This window comes from Rhodococcus sp. 1R11 (genome assembly GCF_004563845.1).
Lineage (GTDB): Bacteria > Actinomycetota > Actinomycetes > Mycobacteriales > Mycobacteriaceae > Rhodococcoides.
This window is the reverse complement of sequence record NZ_SPNG01000005.1, coordinates 398,478-413,329: the sequence shown is the minus strand read 5'-3', so window position 1 is coordinate 413,329 and position 14,852 is coordinate 398,478. Positions and strand designations below refer to the sequence as shown.

Sequence of the window (14,852 nt, the reverse complement as noted above, 5' to 3'; positions counted from 1 at the left end):
AAACGGGACGTGAAACACACCTCCGGCGGGTCGGCGCTTAGAGTGTCCGGCATGGGGTACGACGTCGCACGGGTCAGAGGGTCCATTCCCTCCCTCGGCGACGGGTGGATTCATTTGGACCCTCAGCTGGGAATGCTGATTCCGGATCGCGTGTCGACGGCCGTGTCCACGGCGTTCCGGCACAGTGCGTCCAATCATTCGGCCGGCAACATCGCCGCCAAGCGGAGTGCTGCTCTGCTCGAATCCGCCCGCGTCGCAATCGCAGATCTGGTCGGTGCCTATCCGTCAGGCGTGGTCATCGGACCGGATCGGGCGACGCTGCTGTCGTGGCTCGCCGATTCTCTGAGCTCTCGGCTCGGGCTGGGAACCGGCTTGGTGCTCACTCGTCTGGACGAGGAAGCCAACGTCGCACCGTGGCTGCGGGTCGCCAGCCGAACCGGCGCACACGTGCGCTGGGCCGAGGTCGAGATCGATACCTGTGAGCTGCCCACGTGGCAGTTCGAGGAACTCATCACCTCCACCACCCGGCTCGTCGCGGTCACGGCGGCGTCGCCGATCGTGGGTAGCGCTCCCGACGTTCGCGTCGCGGCCGATCTGGTCCACGAGGTCGGTGGACTCATCGTCGTCGATGCCGCCGGGGCAGCCCCTTACGCACACGTCGACATCAAAGAGCTCGGAGCCGACGTTGTCGCGATCGACGCGGCCGCGTGGGGCGGGCCGTCGGTGGGTGCGCTGATCTTCCGGGATCCGACACTGCTCGACCAGTTGCCGTCGATGTCGCTGAACCCGTCGGCGAAGGGACCCGAGCGGCTCGAGGTCAGTGGTCATCAGTACGCGCTGCTGGCCGGTGTCGTGTCGTCCATCGACTACCTGGCCAATCTCGACGACGCAGCGACGGGCACTCGACGTGAGCGGCTCGAGCTGTCCATCGGATCGCTGCAGCACTATCAGGATCGGCTCTTCGAGCATCTGATGGCTGCGCTCGCCACCCTCGATCACGTCATGGTGCTCGGCACTGCGCCCACGCGTATCCCTACCGTCAGCTTCACCGTCGACGGTATGCCCGCGGTGAAGGTGTCCGAGCAACTCGTGCAGGCCCGAATCGGCAGCGTCAGTGGAGTCCACGGTGGCAGTCGTCTGCTCGACGCCTTGGGCGTCAACGACGAAGGTGGGGCCGTCACCATCGGACTCGCTCCCTACACCACCCGGTACGAGATCGATCAGCTCGTGAAAGCTCTCGCTGCGCTCGCCCTGTGAGAGCGGCTGCGCCGCACGTGCACGAGGTGCCTCCGGGTCGTTCCGCAGGCTCCACTCCGGCCTCGTAGCCCACTACGAAGTTCCACGCACGACCCTCGGACGCACATCACTGCACGCGCAGGATGACTTTCCCGATCGTCTCGGCGTCGTCGAGCATCCGATGGCCTTGTGCTGCTTCGGTTATCGGGATTTCGGCATGCACGACGGCGGTGACGCGGCCCTCGGAGATCATCGGCCACAGGTGTGCGGTCATGTCGGCGACGATGTCGGCTTTGCTCGACGGTCCGGTCTCGGGGCGTCCACGCAATCCGGCCGCGTGTACCGAGCCGCGCTTGGCGAGGAGCTTGCCGAAGTTCAGCTCACCCTTCACGCCGCCCTGCATTCCGATGGTGACGACGGTGCCGTCCATGGCGAGCGCGTCGAGGTTACGGTCGAGGTACTTCGCACCCATGTTGTCCAGGATCAGGTCGGCACCGTGATCGTTTGTCTGTGAACGTATTTCGGTGACGAAGTCTTGGTTCTTGTAGTCGATGAGGATGTCGGCACCGAGGTCCGCGCACATGTCCAGCTTGTACGTGGACCCGGCGGTCACGGCGACGGTGACGCCCATCTGTTTCGCGACCTGGATTGCGTGCGTACCGATTCCGCTACCTCCGCCGTGGATCAGCAGCACCTGCCCCGAACGCATGTGCGCATCCATCACCAGGTTTGACCACACCGTGGACGCGACCTCCGGAAGTGCTGCTGCCACATGGAGATCGAGGCCCGCAGGGATCGGGAAAAGCTGGGTGGCAGGCACGGCGACCTGCTCGGCGTACCCGCCACCGGCCAGAAGCGCGCAGACCCTGTCGCCGACGTTCCAACCGCTGACGCCGTCACCGAGCTCGGAAATGATTCCCGAGCACTCGAGACCGAGGATCTCGCTGGCACCCGGGGGCGGCGGGTAGTTGCCCTGACGCTGCATCAGATCGGCGCGGTTGACGGCGGTGGCCGAGACGTCGACGATCACCTGTCCGCGGGCCGGTCGTGGATCGGGAACCTCGGTCCACTCCATGACGTCGGGATCGCCGAATTCTTTCAGTGTGATTGCACGCATGCATCCATGATGCGCCACCGCGGTCGCAGGCGCTTTACAGGTCCCAGAGGTTGATGCCGAAGTCGCCGGCGTGACTGTCGATCTGTTCGAGTTCGGCGTCGGAGAAGTCCAGATTGTCCAGCGCCGCGACGTTGTTCTCGAGCTGCTCGACGCTCGATGCGCCGATCAGTACCGACGTCACTCGTCGGTCGCGCAGCGCCCAACTCAGCGCGAGCTGAGCCAGTGACTGACCGCGGGCCGACGCGATGTCGTTCAGTGCGCGAAGGTGGCCGATATGGTCGTCGGTGAGCCAGTCCGGGTTCAGCGACTTACCCTGTGCTGCGCGCGAATCCGCGGGAATACCGTCGAGGTACCTGTCGGTGAGCATGCCTTGGGCGAGGGGAGAGAATGCGATGACGCCTGCGCCGATCGCGTCGAGTGTGCCCAACAATTCGGGTTCGATCCACCGGTTGACCATCGAGTAGCTGGGCTGATGGATCAGCAACGGAACACCGGCGTCGGCGAGCAGATCCGCCATCTTCTGCGTGCCCTCGGGCTTGTACGAGCTGATGCCCGCGTACAGGGCCTTCCCCTGCTGGACGGCGCTGATCAGAGCGCCGGCTGTCTCTTCGATAGGGGTGTCGTGGTCGGGGCGGTGGCTGTAGAAGATGTCGACGTGGTCGAGTCGCATGCGCGTCAACGATTGGTCGAGTGACGACAGCAGGTACTTGCGGGAGCCGCCGAAGCCGTACGGGCCGGGCCACATGTCCCATCCCGCTTTGCTGGAGATGATCAGCTCGTCGCGGTAGCCGGCGAAGTCCTCGGAGAAGATGCGGCCGAAGTTCTTCTCGGCGCTTCCGTACGGCGGACCGTAGTTGTTCGCCAAGTCGAAATGGTTGATTCCCAGATCGAAGGCGCGACGAAGAATCGCGCGCTGCTTCATCAGTGGAACGTCGTCGCCGAAGTTGTGCCACAGGCCCAGCGACACAGCCGGCAGTACCGGCCCACGCGATCCCACTCGGCGATACGACATGGATTCGTAGCGATCGGCGGCGGCAACGTACGGGGGGTCGATGTAGGGATCTGTCATAACTCGACCCTAGGTCGCATCGGCGAAACGGACCCCGAACCACGGCAAGCTACTCGTGAGTAGATTTCCTGCCTAAGATGACTCGCGTGACGGCCGAATTAGCCATTGGTCCCGGGGGGGACCCGCAGTGGCTCGACACTGCGGAAATGAGAGCTTGGCGTGCCTATGTCGACGGCGGTCAACGATTGATGGAGGTATTGAACAGGGATCTACAGGACAGACACGACCTGTCGATGGCCGAATACCGCATCCTGGTGATGCTGTCCGAGGCGGACGACGGCTCCATCCGCATGAGCGAGCTGGCCGACGGGGTCCTGTCCTCCCGAAGTCGCCTCACCCACCAGATCAGGCGAATGGAAGTCCAGGACATGGTGCGCCGCAGTACCTGCGCGCACGACGGCCGTGGCGTCCTCGCCGTCATCACCGAGGAAGGTCGACGACGACTGACGGAGGCAGCACCCACACACGTCCGCAGCGTCCGGCAACATCTGGTCGATCTCCTCACTCCGACCGAACTCGAGGTCCTGGGCGACATCTTCCAGAAGGTGGACGCCGCAATGGACGCATCGGCAACCCGACCCCGACGCTGACAGACCGGCAACGAGGGGCGATTGGGCCGGTGCCGCCCCGGCCGTTAAGATCGCACACGGAAGCGTGGCAGAGCGGCCCAATGCACTCGCCTTGAAAGCGAGAGACGTGTAAAAGCGTCCGGGGGTTCAAATCCCTCCGCTTCCGCCACATGTTCGTTGTTCGAACCCGGTCCACCCCGAGGGTGGACCGGGTTTGTTCGTTTCCGAAGCAGCGAATTCTTGGCGTGGCATCAATACCGGTTCAGTGGGTACTACCTGCCAATGAGCGAAGAAGCGCGGCGCAACGACGGCGACAACGAGGGGCCTCTGGAAGAGGAGCTCGAGGAGAGTTTCGACGCTGTCGTCACCGAAGGTGGCGAGCGCTTGCACCGGACCGTACGCACCGTGCTGATCACCGGACTCTTCGGCGGACTCGAGGTCGCTCTGGGGGTGATGGCGTACCTGGCGGTGCTGGACGAGACCGGCAGTCACCTGCTGGCAGGCCTGGCGTTCGGAATCGGCCTCGTGGCCATCTATCTCGCGCACGGTGAGCTGTTCACCGAGGATTTCCTGATGCCGATCGCAGCGATTGTGGCCCGCAACGGCACGCCTGCGCAGCTCGCGAAGTTGTGGGTCGGGACTCTGCTCGCGAATCTGCTCGGCGGTTGGTTCGTGATGTGGTTGATCGCGCACGCGTTTCCGCAGTGGCTCGAAGTGTTGTCCGAGTCGGCGCATCATTTCGTCTACGCACCCTTGGATCTTCAGTCGATCTGCCTCGCTGTTCTCGGCGGCAGCACGATGACACTGCTGACCCGCATGCAGCAGGGAACCGAATCCGATGTGGCGCGCATCATCGCCGCCATGGCGGCAGGTTTTCTGTTGGCCGGATTGCAGTTGTTTCACTCGGTCCTGGATTCTCTGCTGATCTTCGGGGCCATCCACGCAGGAGCGGATGTGAGCTACCGCGATTGGATCGAATGGTTCGGCTACACAGTGCTGTTCAACATCATCGGGGGAGTCGTGTTGGTCACTGCGCTGCGCTTGGTGCGCACGAAGGAACTGGTGAAGTCCGAGCGTGACCAAAATTCTGAATAGCCAGCGGAGCCCGGAGTCACGGACCTCAGTTCTACACCCAACGCTCCAGGCTCCGTCGAGTCTCTAAGCGTCGCAGAGCTTTCGAGATCGGGTCGATGAATTCGATTGCACTGGCGAGTAATTGGAGTGGAGCCGTGAAATCGTCGACGGCTCGGCCGGTTGCCGTCGGGTAGAGGTCGTCACCCAGGATGGGGATGCCCAACGAATTCATGTGCAGACGTAGCTGGTGGGTTCGTCCCGTCGACGGTGTCAGTCGATACCGTCCGATGCCCTCGCGGTGTTCCAAGAGTTCGACGACGGTGTGCGCGTTGGGTTCTCCGGTCACTTCGCGTGCAGTGAACTGGCCCTTGTCCGAGACGATCCGACTGCGTACCTCGGTGGGCAGGGTGAGCGACGGTTCGTAAGCCGCGATGGCCTCGTACTCCTTGCGGACCTTTCGATCCTGAAACAACGTCTGATACGCCCCGCGGAGGGCAGGGTCGACGACGAACAGCGCCAGGCCAGCGGTGACGCGGTCGAGTCGATGAGCGGGCACCAGTTGCGGCAGATCGAGTTCGAGGCGCAGTCGCACCAGAGCGGTCTGCAGAATGTGGCCGCCGCGCGGGATCGTCGGTAGAAAATGCGGCTTGTCGATCACCAGAATGGCGTCGTCTCGGTGCACGATCGAGATATCGAATGGCACAACGGTTTCCGTCGGCAGGTCGCGGTGAAACCAGACAGCCTCACCGGGGACATAAGAAGCATCCGCGGATAGAGGGCCGCCCATGTCGACGACCTCACCCGCAGCGAGCATCTCGTCGATGCGCTCCGGCGAGATCCGTTGCTCGGTCGCCGTCAAGAACTCGCGGACGGTGGGCCATGAGCCGTCCTCGGGCATTCGGACGCGCGCGGGGTCGAGGCCGTAGCGCTTCGCCAGGGGTGGTTGCTGGCGTCGTCTCATCGAGCGAGCGTATCCGCCCGCCGAGATCGCACTTGTGCAGACGATCGACAGCGATTCACCTGCACAAGTGCGAACTCGCTACTCGCAGCCGATGCCGTCGTTGTCGCGGTCGAGGTGGGGGCCGTAGCCGTACTGGCCGCGGTAGACCGGTGCAGCTCCGGCGGCGCGGGCGGCGTCGCAGTTCTGGTACTGGAACCCACCGTTGGGCCGGGGTGCGGGGGCGGGCGCACCCTGCGGTGCGGGCGGAGGAGCGAAGGCAGGCGGCGGCGGAAGGATGCAGAACTGCGCCGAGCCGGCACCACACAGGAAATCGGTGATCGGATCGGCCGAAGCGAGGGCGGGGGTGGTGACCATGGCTGCTGCAGCGATCGCGCTTCCGATGCCGATTCTGACCAGCAGGTTCTTCGTCTTCATGTTGCTCCAATTCGAGGGGGTGCGATGGAGCTTCCTCGCCGGATCCTTGAACTGTCAACGAAGTCATTCGCGCGACCGACGGCCGTGCTGAGCAGGGCGGCACCGAAATGGCAGGGTCGACGCGTTTGGAAACCGGCAATAGAGCGTATTTACGAACGTATGAGCGAAAACGAGCAGGTCAATCAGAACCCCGAGAAGGATCCCGACGACTGGGTCACCGGCGACGAGCCGATGACCGGCCCGCAGAAGAGCTACCTGAGCACCCTCGCGCAGGAAGCCGGGGAGGAAGTTCCCGACGACCTGAACAAGGCGCAGGCGTCGGAAATGATCGACAAGTTGCAGGGCGAAACCGGCCGCGGCTGAGCCTGCTCTGCCAGAAGTCCACTCGATGTGACATCGACCCCCGAAAAGTCCACCGAATGTCACATCGAGTGCCTTCTGAAGCACCTCCCGACGGCAGCATCCGACCAGGTAGACCGTTATTTCTTCGGTACATGTAACAAAGGATTACGCAGACTTTTGTACCTGAGATTTCGCGGCTACTGTGAGCGGACCCACAGCCCTCGGCGTGTCTGCGTCGCGGTGGGTACGTTGTGAAACGGATGTTGTTTGTGTTGCGCCCGCGAGGGTGCGCCTGGGGAGGATGGCAGATCAGATGCACCGTCGTGTGTTGGCAGTAGCGGGGGCTGCGCTGGCTGTGACCTTGCTGTCGTCGGGTATCGCCGGAGCGCAGCCGCTTCCGGGTACCGGCAGTGCCGATGGTGGCGGGGCGGCACCTGGCATGCAGGCCCAGTCCGCGCCCATGCCTGCCGCAAGAATCGACCGAGTCGACATGCTGACTCCGCGTCGTGCGGCCGTGTGGGTCGATTCGCCGGCCATGGGTAGGGCGATCCAGGTGCAGGTACTTCTTCCGGCCGCGCAGGCCGTGTCCCGTCCGACGCTCTACATGCTCGACGGGGTCAGTGCCGGCAAGGAATCCGATTACAAGGAAAGCACCTGGACGCAGAAGACCGACATCGTCGATTTCTTCGCGGACAAGCCGGTCAACGTCGTGTTGCCGGTCGGCGGATCGAGTAGCTACTACACCGACTGGAATGTGCCCGACCCCGTCCTGGGTGTCAACAACTGGGAGACGTTCCTGACGGCGGAGTTGCCGCCGCTGATCGACGCGCGGTTCTCCGGTAACGGCACCAATGCCATCGGCGGAGTGTCGATGGGTGCCCAGGCCGCGATGGATCTGATCACGCGTCACCCCGATCTCTACACCGGAGTAGCCGGTTTGAGCGGGTGCTACGACAACTCGCAGAACAACCTCAAGGACGCCGTGCGCGCCACGGTCGCCACCAACGGCGGCAATGCCACCAACATGTGGGGCGAGAACGCCGACGCGAAATGGATCGAACACGATCCGTCACGCAACGCAGAAGCATTGCGCGGCAAGGACGTCTACGTGTCGGTCGGCACCGGCCTACCCGGCCCGCACGAGCTGGGCCCCGGCGGCGGTGGAGTGCAGGAGGCTGCGATGGGCGGACCGCTCGAAGCTGCAGCGCTGTACTGCACCACGCTCTTCGACACACGCCTGCGCTCACTCCACATACCGGCCACCTTCACCTACCGCCCCTACGGCATTCATCAGTGGCCGTACTGGCAGGACGATCTTCGTGAATCTTGGCCGACGCTCGAGCGCGCGCTAGGACTGTAGAGCGAACTTCAGAAACGCGTCGTTCTCGTGCGGGTCGCCGATGGTGACCCGCACTCCGTCGTTTCCGTAGGAACGCAACAGCACGCCCTGTTCGGCTGCGCCCGAGGCGAATTCACCCGAATGTTCGCCCAGCGGCAGCCAAATGAAATTGGACTGGGATACGCCCACGTCGTAGCCACCCGAGACCAGGGCGTCGCGCACTCGATCACGTTCGGCGATCAACGCATCGGTGCGAGCCAGCAACTCGGCCGAGGCTTCGAGCGACGCCAGAGCCGCCTGCTGAGCAATGGTGCTGACGGCGAACGCAATTCGAACCTTCGACAGTGCGGTGATCACCTCGGGGTCGGCCACTGCGTAGCCCACCCGCAAACCGGCGAGGCCGTACGCCTTCGAGAACGTCCGTAGCACGATCACGTTGCGCCGACCGCGAGCGATCTCCACCCCATCGGTGTGATTACCTGCCGCGTCGGGGCGGGTGTACTCGAAGTAGGCCTCGTCCAGAACGACGAGGACGCTGGACGGCACCGCGTCCAGGAAGGCCACGAGCTTGTCGCGCTGAACGACGGTTCCGCTCGGGTTGTTCGGGTTGCAGACGAAGATGAGCCGGGTGCGCTCGGTGATGGCGTCGAGCATCGCGTCGAGATCGTGCACGTGGTCCGAGGTCAGCGGCACCTGAACGGGCGTCGCTCCCGTCACCCGGACGATGATCGGGTAGGCCTCGAACGAGCGCCACGCGAAGATGACTTCGTCACCGGGGCCACAGGTGATCTGGACGACCTCCTGGCACAACGCGACCGAGCCGTTTCCGGCGGCCACGTTCTCCGGGGGCACTCCGAGCTTCTTCGCCAACGACTCGACGAGCGCCGTCGCGCGGATGTCGGGGTAGCGATTGACGCCGCCGGCCGCTTCCGCGATCGCTTCACGGACACTCGGCAGAGGGCCCTGTGTCGTTTCGTTACTTGCCAGCTTGATCGCACCGGGAAAGCTGCGGCCGGGTACGTAAGCGGGGATGGCGTCGAGGTCGGGGCGGATGTGCACGGTCACGCCCGTCATTATGCGCCGACCCTGTCGGCAGTCGACTTCTGCCTGTCCGCGTCAAAGCTGTGCAGGACGGCCGGAATCGTCCTATCTTCGTACAGTATGTCGGGAACTTTCAGCGACTTCGCAGTCCTTCGGTCCGCCCCCGCGCCCACAGTCGGCGCGGACGACGAGGTGGATACGGCCGCATCGAAACCCGTCTCGCAGGAGAAAGTGCCGTTGACGGCCGTCGAGCCCGAGGGGTCCCCGCGCGGCGGCATCGTCGTGTTGCACGAGGCCAGGGAAATACCTGATTCCCTGAAAGATCTCCTGCGCGCGCTCGCGTTGGAAGGATGGCTGGCGGTAGCGCCCGACCTGTTCCATCGGGGGCACGGCGACGACAAGGAAGTGTTCGGCGACGACCTCTTCGCCGATTTCGACGCCACCTCCGACTGGCTCGTCCAGCGCGGGGTGTACTCCGATTGCATCGGCGTCATCGGATTCGACGATGCCGGAACTGCCGCGTTGATCGTGGCTACCAGCCGTCCGGTCGGAGCAGCGGTCAGCGTCGCCGCAGCAGGGATCGTGGAGCCGCTCAATTCGGACGCCGTCGCATTGGTCGACGCCGCGCCCAAACTGCAGGCACCGTGGCTCGGCCTCTACGGCGAGAACGACCCCCACACCCCACCCGAACACATCGAAGCCCTTCGCGATGCCGCCACGCGCGCCTCAGTGGCCACGAATGTCGTCAGCTACTCCGGGGTGGAGCATCGCGCCGATCATCCTCGGGAACAGCCGGGCAGCAGCGACGACACCGACCCCGCGGAAGCTGCTCTCGTCGATGCGCAGACGCGCATCTTCGACTGGTTCGACAGCTTCATGCGTTGACGAGCAACAAGCATCTTTTACGCGAACGCCGCGCGAACCTGGGGCGTCGACCAGCCGTTTTGCCTTCTGGCCTCAGCCGTGTGTAATCTCTTTCCTCGGCGGTCCGAGAGGGCCGGCAGCCTAGGAGGCGTGCCAGAGCGGCCGAATGGGAGTCACTGCTAATGACTTGACCCTTCACCGGGTCCGGAGGTTCAAATCCTCTCGCCTCCGCCACGCTGATCCGCAAGGATCGGCACGTCGGTTCCTCGGAACCGACACAACTGAACATGCGCCCGTAGCTCAACGGATAGAGCACTTGACTACGGATCAAGAGGTTAGGGGTTCGAATCCCTTCGGGCGCACAGAAGAGAAAGCCCTGAACTGCAGCGATGCAGCTCGGGGCTTTCTCGTTCACCATCCGAGTTGCGGCCGACTCAACACTTACTCAACACATTGGCCGGATTTCGGGGCGAAAGTGTTGAGTTTGACGCCGCCGAAGGCGATGTCGCCAACGGGTTGAGGCTCGACGACCGTCATCTCCTATCAGTCAATCGGGTCTCACGGACTCCGTGCACCCGTTGCCTCGGCGAGCCCCGTCGCTTGCGACTGCCCGGTTTGTAAGCTGTGTGATGCCACGGTTTACCTCGCTCACGCGATTGGGCCCCTGGCTCGTCCGTTCGAACGAAGGGTTGGTCGGTGTCCATCGAGGAGTCGTCAGAGTATGCAGACGCGCGCGCTGATGTCATCCTGTTCGAGTCGGACTGGTGGATGCACGACCCGGAAGTAGTCGACCTCTGCCGGAGAATTCCGGGTTTGCGCAGCGGGTTATCCGCCGTGCGCGCAGAGACCGGTCGTGTCGACACCGGCAATGTCTACGCGTTGGTGAACGATGACCCGCAGTGGCCTGCAGACTGGCGTAGTTGCAGGCGGCCGGTTCACGATCAGCTTTTAGGAGATCGTCGGAGCGGAAGGGGCCTTCTAGGCAAGAAACCACTAAAGCCCATGGCGTTCATTACTCTTGGGTTACCCGGCAGTGGAAAGACCGGGGTATTGAGACAAGAAGCATGGAATTACTATCGGTCGACGATCAGCGCCAGGGATCGCAAGCGGGACATCGAGGGGTATCCAGCGGGGGCCGCGGTGCTTGATGCAGACGAGGTCCGTGGTCGACTACCCGAGTTTCAAGGGGGGATCGGCAGCGCCGTGCAGTCCTCCCGCTCAGAAGGAACCCGCAAGACCTACGCGGCCGCGTGGAGGCGGTTCACCAGGTGGTGCGAGACGAATGGTCACGTGACACTTCCGGCGCACCCGATCACCGTCGCCGCATACCTCGTCGACGCCGCAGACACCCGCACCGAAACAGGGGAGCGGGCCTACGCCGTCGCCACCTTCGGCACTTGGATCGCCGCGATCAACCACCAGCACCGCACCACCGGCCACCTATCTTCGTGCGCACACGAACTCGTCACCGCAACACTGTCGGGGATCCGGCGAGAATTGCGGCAGCGGGGGACCGACCCCGCACCCCGCGGGACCCGTTGCTGGTCGAGGACATCAAACTGCTTGTGGAGACGGCGCGGAAACAATGCAAAGGTTGGGCAGATGAGGTCTTGGAACGCCGCGACTCGGCGATCCTGTTACTCGGGTTCGCCGGTGCGTACCGCCGCAGCGAACTCTCCGAGCTGGTGTGCGGAGACGTCATCATGCATCGGCACGACGGACTGCACGTGCGGCTGCGGAAGTCGAAGACCGACCAGGAGGGCAGGGGAGCGATGAAAGCTCTGCCGTACACCGACTCTCACGAGACGTGCCCGCCCTGCGCGTATGTCCGCTGGGTGCAGGTGGTCGCCGCGTTCGATGTCGGCGGCCGCCCCTCAATCATCCGGCTACTGCGCAAACGGGAACCCTTTGACGGACATGTGTGCCGTGGGGGAGTGCCACGCACCGCCGCACGATCGCCGTTGCTCCGGGCCGTCGCCAAGAACGGCAACCTTGGCAGCACTGCACTCTCGGGCGCTGCGATCCACCAGACCATCCGCCGCCGCGCTGAACACGCTGGCTACGACCCCGCCGCGCTATCCAAACTCGGCGGACACTCGCTCCGCGACGGCTTCGTCACTCAAGGCACCCGAAACGGTGCCGAAGGATCTGCCATCGCCCGCCAGACCGGCCACGCCAGCCTTGACTCGGTCGAGGTGTACCGACGTGAACACGCACCTCTAATAGGTAACGCTGTCAACGACATTGGGCTATAGCGAGTAAACAAGCGCAATGTCTACGCGTGCAACGCAGTTTGGAACACCAGTTCGATTCCGCAGACCTCGCGTTAGGTCGGTCCAGAGTCGAACTCCGCACTACGAGTACCACCATCCTTGGGTACGGCGATTTGGGCGTTTCTGATTCCGCCCGGTCCGCATCGGTTCCCCGCGGTTCCGGTAATCGTCGTAGCGTCGGCAACCGTGGTCGTCGCTGCGCTTGCATTGGTTCTGAGTCGATCGCGACGGATCAGTAGGCAGTCCCTGTTTGTGTGGAGGGCCCCGTTGGTTATTGCCCTCGCCACGACGGCTGGGTTCCGGGCGCTGTCCTCAGTCTGGATGCCTCGAAGTCTTGGTTTCACCTTCACTGCCCTTGACGGTTTGCTGACCTGGCTGGCGGCGAATGCCCTGTCAGGCAGCTGATTGGATCTACCTCGTAGAGCGCCTGGCGGTCGGAGCCCGGACCGGAGGTGCGGTGTCAGCCTTCGCGGCGCTCGGGCAACCGGCGGAATGAACAAACTTCGGGTCCCTCGCACTGAACCAGTATGCAACCAACGCGATTCGTAGATCGACTACCTGGGCGGGAGATCTCGGCGATCGGCGTGCCCTGCCTGTGTAAGCTCGGCCGGCGTCGAGTTCACCATTGTCGGGGCTACGACCGTACTCGTTACAACAGCATGCACTTCGGACCATCCGGCCACCGATTCGGCTCACCCTCCATTCGAAAAGTGTGCCTCGCGAGGATCCCGCTCGAGGCGGGTAGCACCGAGCAACCGGCGCGCGTCCACGGTGGCATCAACCGATCGGTTGACTCGTCAGTAACCATTTGGTTGATGTAGCGGTGCGCATTCTCAGCGACTGTAGATGCATGCCGATTATCGAGGTAACTCATCTGAGCAAAAGGTATGCGGGAGGTCGGGGCGTCGACGACGTGTCGTTTGCCGTCGACGAAGGCGAGATCTTCGGAATTCTCGGACCGAACGGTGCCGGGAAGTCCACTACGGTCGAATGTATCGGCGGTCTTCGGGTACGCGACGGGGGCCATCTCCGGGTCGCTGGTCACGATCCGGGGCGAGAGCCCCTGGAGCTACGGAAGATACTAGGGATTCAACTGCAGGAGTCCGTCCTGCCGGACAAGATGCGTGTCGGCGAGGCAATGGAGTTGTTCGCCTCGTTCTACGACAGGCCCGCGAACACGGACGAGTTGATCGAGCGACTCGGCCTCGGGAAGCACCGGAAAATGTTCTTCGCCAATCTGTCCGGCGGCCAGAAGCAGCGATTGGCGATCGGAATCGCACTGGTCGGGCGCCCTCGCGTGGCCATCCTGGACGAACTCACCACCGGACTCGACCCGCAGGCCCGCCACGAGGTGTGGTCACTTCTCGAGGATCTGCGCTCGACCGGACTGACCCTGCTGTTGGTCTCCCACTTCATGGAAGAGGCGCAGCGTCTGTGCGACCGCGTGGCTGTCATCGCCGACGGCACTGTAGCTGCTCTCGGGTCGCCTGCGGAGTTGGCTGCGCGCGGCGGCAGTGCTCAGATCGTGTCCTTCATTCCTTCTGGTCCGGTGGACGTCGAGGATCTTCGGGTTCTGTCCTCGGTTACCGACGTCGATCAGCACGGCCTCGAAATCCGCGTTGCCGGAAATGAAGACGTTCTCGACGAAGTCCTCGCAGCATTGCGGTCACGCGGCGTCAGGGCCGCACACGTGCGAGTGGATCAGCCCACGCTCGACGACGCGTTCGTATCGCTCGTCACCGACAGGAAGGCAGACCGATGACAGGTCTCGACACATCCGAATCAACTGCTGCACAGAGCTATTCAGTACGCTCGCATCGGATCCTGAGCTCTCTGTTCATTTCCGAGGCACGATTGATGTTGCGCAATGCGGCGTTGCTCGCGTGGGTGGCTGCAATTCCGGTCGTCGCGTCCATCGCCCTCGGCGCGATTCCTGCGACGCGGTCACCGATCGACGGCCTCGATGGGTCCAGCTGGTTCACGGCCTATCAGCCCATTCTGGTGATGTTCTCGGCCGTTCTACTGAGCGTGCAGATACTTCCCGACGTACTCACCAAGTATCGAGAAACCGGAATGCTCAAACGTCTGCGAACAACTCCGGCATCACCGTCTGCGCTACTCCTCGTTCACGTTGCGCTGACCTTGATCATCGAATTGGTCGTCGCGGCCGCTATGGTGCTATTACCCGCCCTGTGCGGTGCGCCGCTTCCCCGCAACGTGGTGGGATTCACGATCGCCTTCGTGTTCGCGGCGGGTGCGATGCTCGCGATCGGCATGATGCTGGCGAGTGCCATCAGGAGTAACAAAGTGGCCACGGCGGTCGGCACCGTCCTGTTCTTCGTTCTGCAGTTCTTCGCTGGGCTGTGGCTTCCCCGCGCCGCCATGCCAGGCTGGCTGGTCCACGTCTCGGACGCCACACCCAGCGGCGCGGCAGTCGCGGCGCTCACCGAAAGCGTGCAGGGCGGCTGGCCCGGTCTGATGCATCTGGCGATACTCGGCGCGTGGATGGTGGTGCTCTCTGTCGTATCGGTACGCATCTTCCGTTGGGAGTAG

General features: G+C 63.6%; 13 protein-coding genes, 3 tRNA genes and 1 pseudogene. 12 read left to right on the top strand and 5 right to left on the bottom strand.

The annotated features are described in order from the left end of the window. The first annotated feature begins 51 nt into the window (after window positions 1-51). Window positions 52-1,257 (top strand): cysteine desulfurase-like protein, encoded by a 1,206-nt coding sequence (locus E4P29_RS11980; protein WP_135044857.1) that lies wholly within the window; start codon window positions 52-54, stop codon window positions 1,255-1,257. Between the two features lie 106 nt (window positions 1,258-1,363). Here E4P29_RS11980 and E4P29_RS11975 read toward each other — a convergent pair whose 3' ends face one another. After that, window positions 1,364-2,353 carry an NAD(P)H-quinone oxidoreductase gene (locus E4P29_RS11975; RefSeq protein ID WP_135044855.1) on the bottom strand — a complete coding sequence of 330 codons (990 nt, stop codon included), beginning with the start codon at window positions 2,351-2,353 and terminating at the stop codon, window positions 1,364-1,366. A gap of 34 nt (window positions 2,354-2,387) precedes the next feature. Beyond that, window positions 2,388-3,422: an L-glyceraldehyde 3-phosphate reductase gene (gene mgrA, locus E4P29_RS11970; RefSeq protein ID WP_135044853.1), complete on the bottom strand. Its 1,035-nt coding sequence runs from the start codon at window positions 3,420-3,422 to the stop codon at window positions 2,388-2,390. A 146-nt stretch (window positions 3,423-3,568) separates the two neighbouring features. Between mgrA and E4P29_RS11965 the strand changes: the two genes are divergently transcribed. From E4P29_RS11965 to E4P29_RS11955, 3 genes are all read left to right on the top strand, one after another. After that, the gene (locus E4P29_RS11965; protein ID WP_222085094.1) at window positions 3,569-4,012 is read left to right on the top strand and encodes a MarR family transcriptional regulator; all 444 of its coding nucleotides are present in this window, start codon (window positions 3,569-3,571) and stop codon (window positions 4,010-4,012) included. A gap of 58 nt (window positions 4,013-4,070) precedes the next feature. Beyond that, window positions 4,071-4,160, top strand: a tRNA-Ser gene (locus E4P29_RS11960). A 113-nt stretch (window positions 4,161-4,273) separates the two neighbouring features. Next, window positions 4,274-5,086, top strand: a complete 813-nt coding sequence (locus tag E4P29_RS11955; RefSeq protein WP_135044851.1) for a formate/nitrite transporter family protein — start codon at window positions 4,274-4,276, stop codon at window positions 5,084-5,086. Between the two features lie 31 nt (window positions 5,087-5,117). Here E4P29_RS11955 and E4P29_RS11950 read toward each other — a convergent pair whose 3' ends face one another. Together E4P29_RS11950 and E4P29_RS11945 are read right to left on the bottom strand one after the other, a co-directional pair. Further along, window positions 5,118-6,026 carry a pseudouridine synthase gene (locus E4P29_RS11950; RefSeq protein ID WP_209205380.1) on the bottom strand — a complete coding sequence of 303 codons (909 nt, stop codon included), beginning with the start codon at window positions 6,024-6,026 and terminating at the stop codon, window positions 5,118-5,120. Between the two features lie 78 nt (window positions 6,027-6,104). Then, the gene (locus tag E4P29_RS11945) at window positions 6,105-6,440 is read right to left on the bottom strand and encodes an excalibur calcium-binding domain-containing protein (protein ID WP_135044849.1); all 336 of its coding nucleotides are present in this window, start codon (window positions 6,438-6,440) and stop codon (window positions 6,105-6,107) included. Window positions 6,441-6,599: 159 nt separating this feature from the next. On the opposite strand from E4P29_RS11945, the gene E4P29_RS11940 reads away from it, so the two are divergent. Both E4P29_RS11940 and E4P29_RS11935 read left to right on the top strand, forming a co-directional pair. Beyond that, a complete protein-coding gene (locus E4P29_RS11940) occupies window positions 6,600-6,803 on the top strand; it encodes a DUF3072 domain-containing protein (protein WP_027494766.1) in 204 nt (67 codons plus the stop codon). A gap of 292 nt (window positions 6,804-7,095) precedes the next feature. Further along, on the top strand, window positions 7,096-8,142 hold the full coding sequence (locus tag E4P29_RS11935) for an alpha/beta hydrolase family protein (protein ID WP_135044973.1): 1,047 nt from the start codon (window positions 7,096-7,098) through the stop codon (window positions 8,140-8,142). Here the strand turns inward: E4P29_RS11935 and hisC are convergent. Beyond that, on the bottom strand, window positions 8,131-9,186 hold the full coding sequence (hisC, locus tag E4P29_RS11930) for a histidinol-phosphate transaminase (RefSeq protein WP_135044847.1): 1,056 nt from the start codon (window positions 9,184-9,186) through the stop codon (window positions 8,131-8,133). The two genes, E4P29_RS11935 and hisC, sit on opposite strands and share 12 nt — an antisense overlap. A gap of 96 nt (window positions 9,187-9,282) precedes the next feature. Between hisC and E4P29_RS11925 the strand changes: the two genes are divergently transcribed. From E4P29_RS11925 to E4P29_RS11900, 6 genes and pseudogenes are all read left to right on the top strand, one after another. Continuing rightward, window positions 9,283-10,047 (top strand): dienelactone hydrolase family protein, encoded by a 765-nt coding sequence (locus E4P29_RS11925; protein WP_135044845.1) that lies wholly within the window; start codon window positions 9,283-9,285, stop codon window positions 10,045-10,047. A 123-nt stretch (window positions 10,048-10,170) separates the two neighbouring features. After that, window positions 10,171-10,260 (top strand) — tRNA-Ser (locus E4P29_RS11920). A gap of 55 nt (window positions 10,261-10,315) precedes the next feature. Further along, a tRNA-Arg gene (locus E4P29_RS11915) sits at window positions 10,316-10,388 on the top strand. Between the two features lie 829 nt (window positions 10,389-11,217). Further along, window positions 11,218-12,281: pseudogene (locus tag E4P29_RS11910) on the top strand (integrase). 868 nt (window positions 12,282-13,149) lie between these two features. Further along, window positions 13,150-14,061, top strand: a complete 912-nt coding sequence (locus E4P29_RS11905) for an ABC transporter ATP-binding protein (RefSeq protein WP_135044843.1) — start codon at window positions 13,150-13,152, stop codon at window positions 14,059-14,061. Then, window positions 14,058-14,852, top strand: coding sequence for an ABC transporter permease (locus tag E4P29_RS11900; protein WP_135044841.1), 795 nt, complete (start codon window positions 14,058-14,060; stop codon window positions 14,850-14,852). The genes E4P29_RS11905 and E4P29_RS11900 overlap by 4 nt, the downstream gene beginning before the upstream one ends.

Coding starts and splice junctions, on each gene's coding strand:
- E4P29_RS11980 (WP_135044857.1), top strand. CDS start 52: ATGGGGTACGACGTCGCACGGGTCAGAGGGTCCATTCCCTCCCTCGGC.
- E4P29_RS11975 (WP_135044855.1), bottom strand. CDS start 2,353: ATGCGTGCAATCACACTGAAAGAATTCGGCGATCCCGACGTCATGGAG.
- mgrA (WP_135044853.1), bottom strand. CDS start 3,422: ATGACAGATCCCTACATCGACCCCCCGTACGTTGCCGCCGCCGATCGC.
- E4P29_RS11965 (WP_222085094.1), top strand. CDS start 3,569: ATGAGAGCTTGGCGTGCCTATGTCGACGGCGGTCAACGATTGATGGAG.
- E4P29_RS11955 (WP_135044851.1), top strand. CDS start 4,274: ATGAGCGAAGAAGCGCGGCGCAACGACGGCGACAACGAGGGGCCTCTG.
- E4P29_RS11950 (WP_209205380.1), bottom strand. CDS start 6,026: ATGAGACGACGCCAGCAACCACCCCTGGCGAAGCGCTACGGCCTCGAC.
- E4P29_RS11945 (WP_135044849.1), bottom strand. CDS start 6,440: ATGAAGACGAAGAACCTGCTGGTCAGAATCGGCATCGGAAGCGCGATC.
- E4P29_RS11940 (WP_027494766.1), top strand. CDS start 6,600: ATGAGCGAAAACGAGCAGGTCAATCAGAACCCCGAGAAGGATCCCGAC.
- E4P29_RS11935 (WP_135044973.1), top strand. CDS start 7,096: ATGCACCGTCGTGTGTTGGCAGTAGCGGGGGCTGCGCTGGCTGTGACC.
- E4P29_RS11925 (WP_135044845.1), top strand. CDS start 9,283: ATGTCGGGAACTTTCAGCGACTTCGCAGTCCTTCGGTCCGCCCCCGCG.
- E4P29_RS11905 (WP_135044843.1), top strand. CDS start 13,150: ATGCCGATTATCGAGGTAACTCATCTGAGCAAAAGGTATGCGGGAGGT.
- E4P29_RS11900 (WP_135044841.1), top strand. CDS start 14,058: ATGACAGGTCTCGACACATCCGAATCAACTGCTGCACAGAGCTATTCA.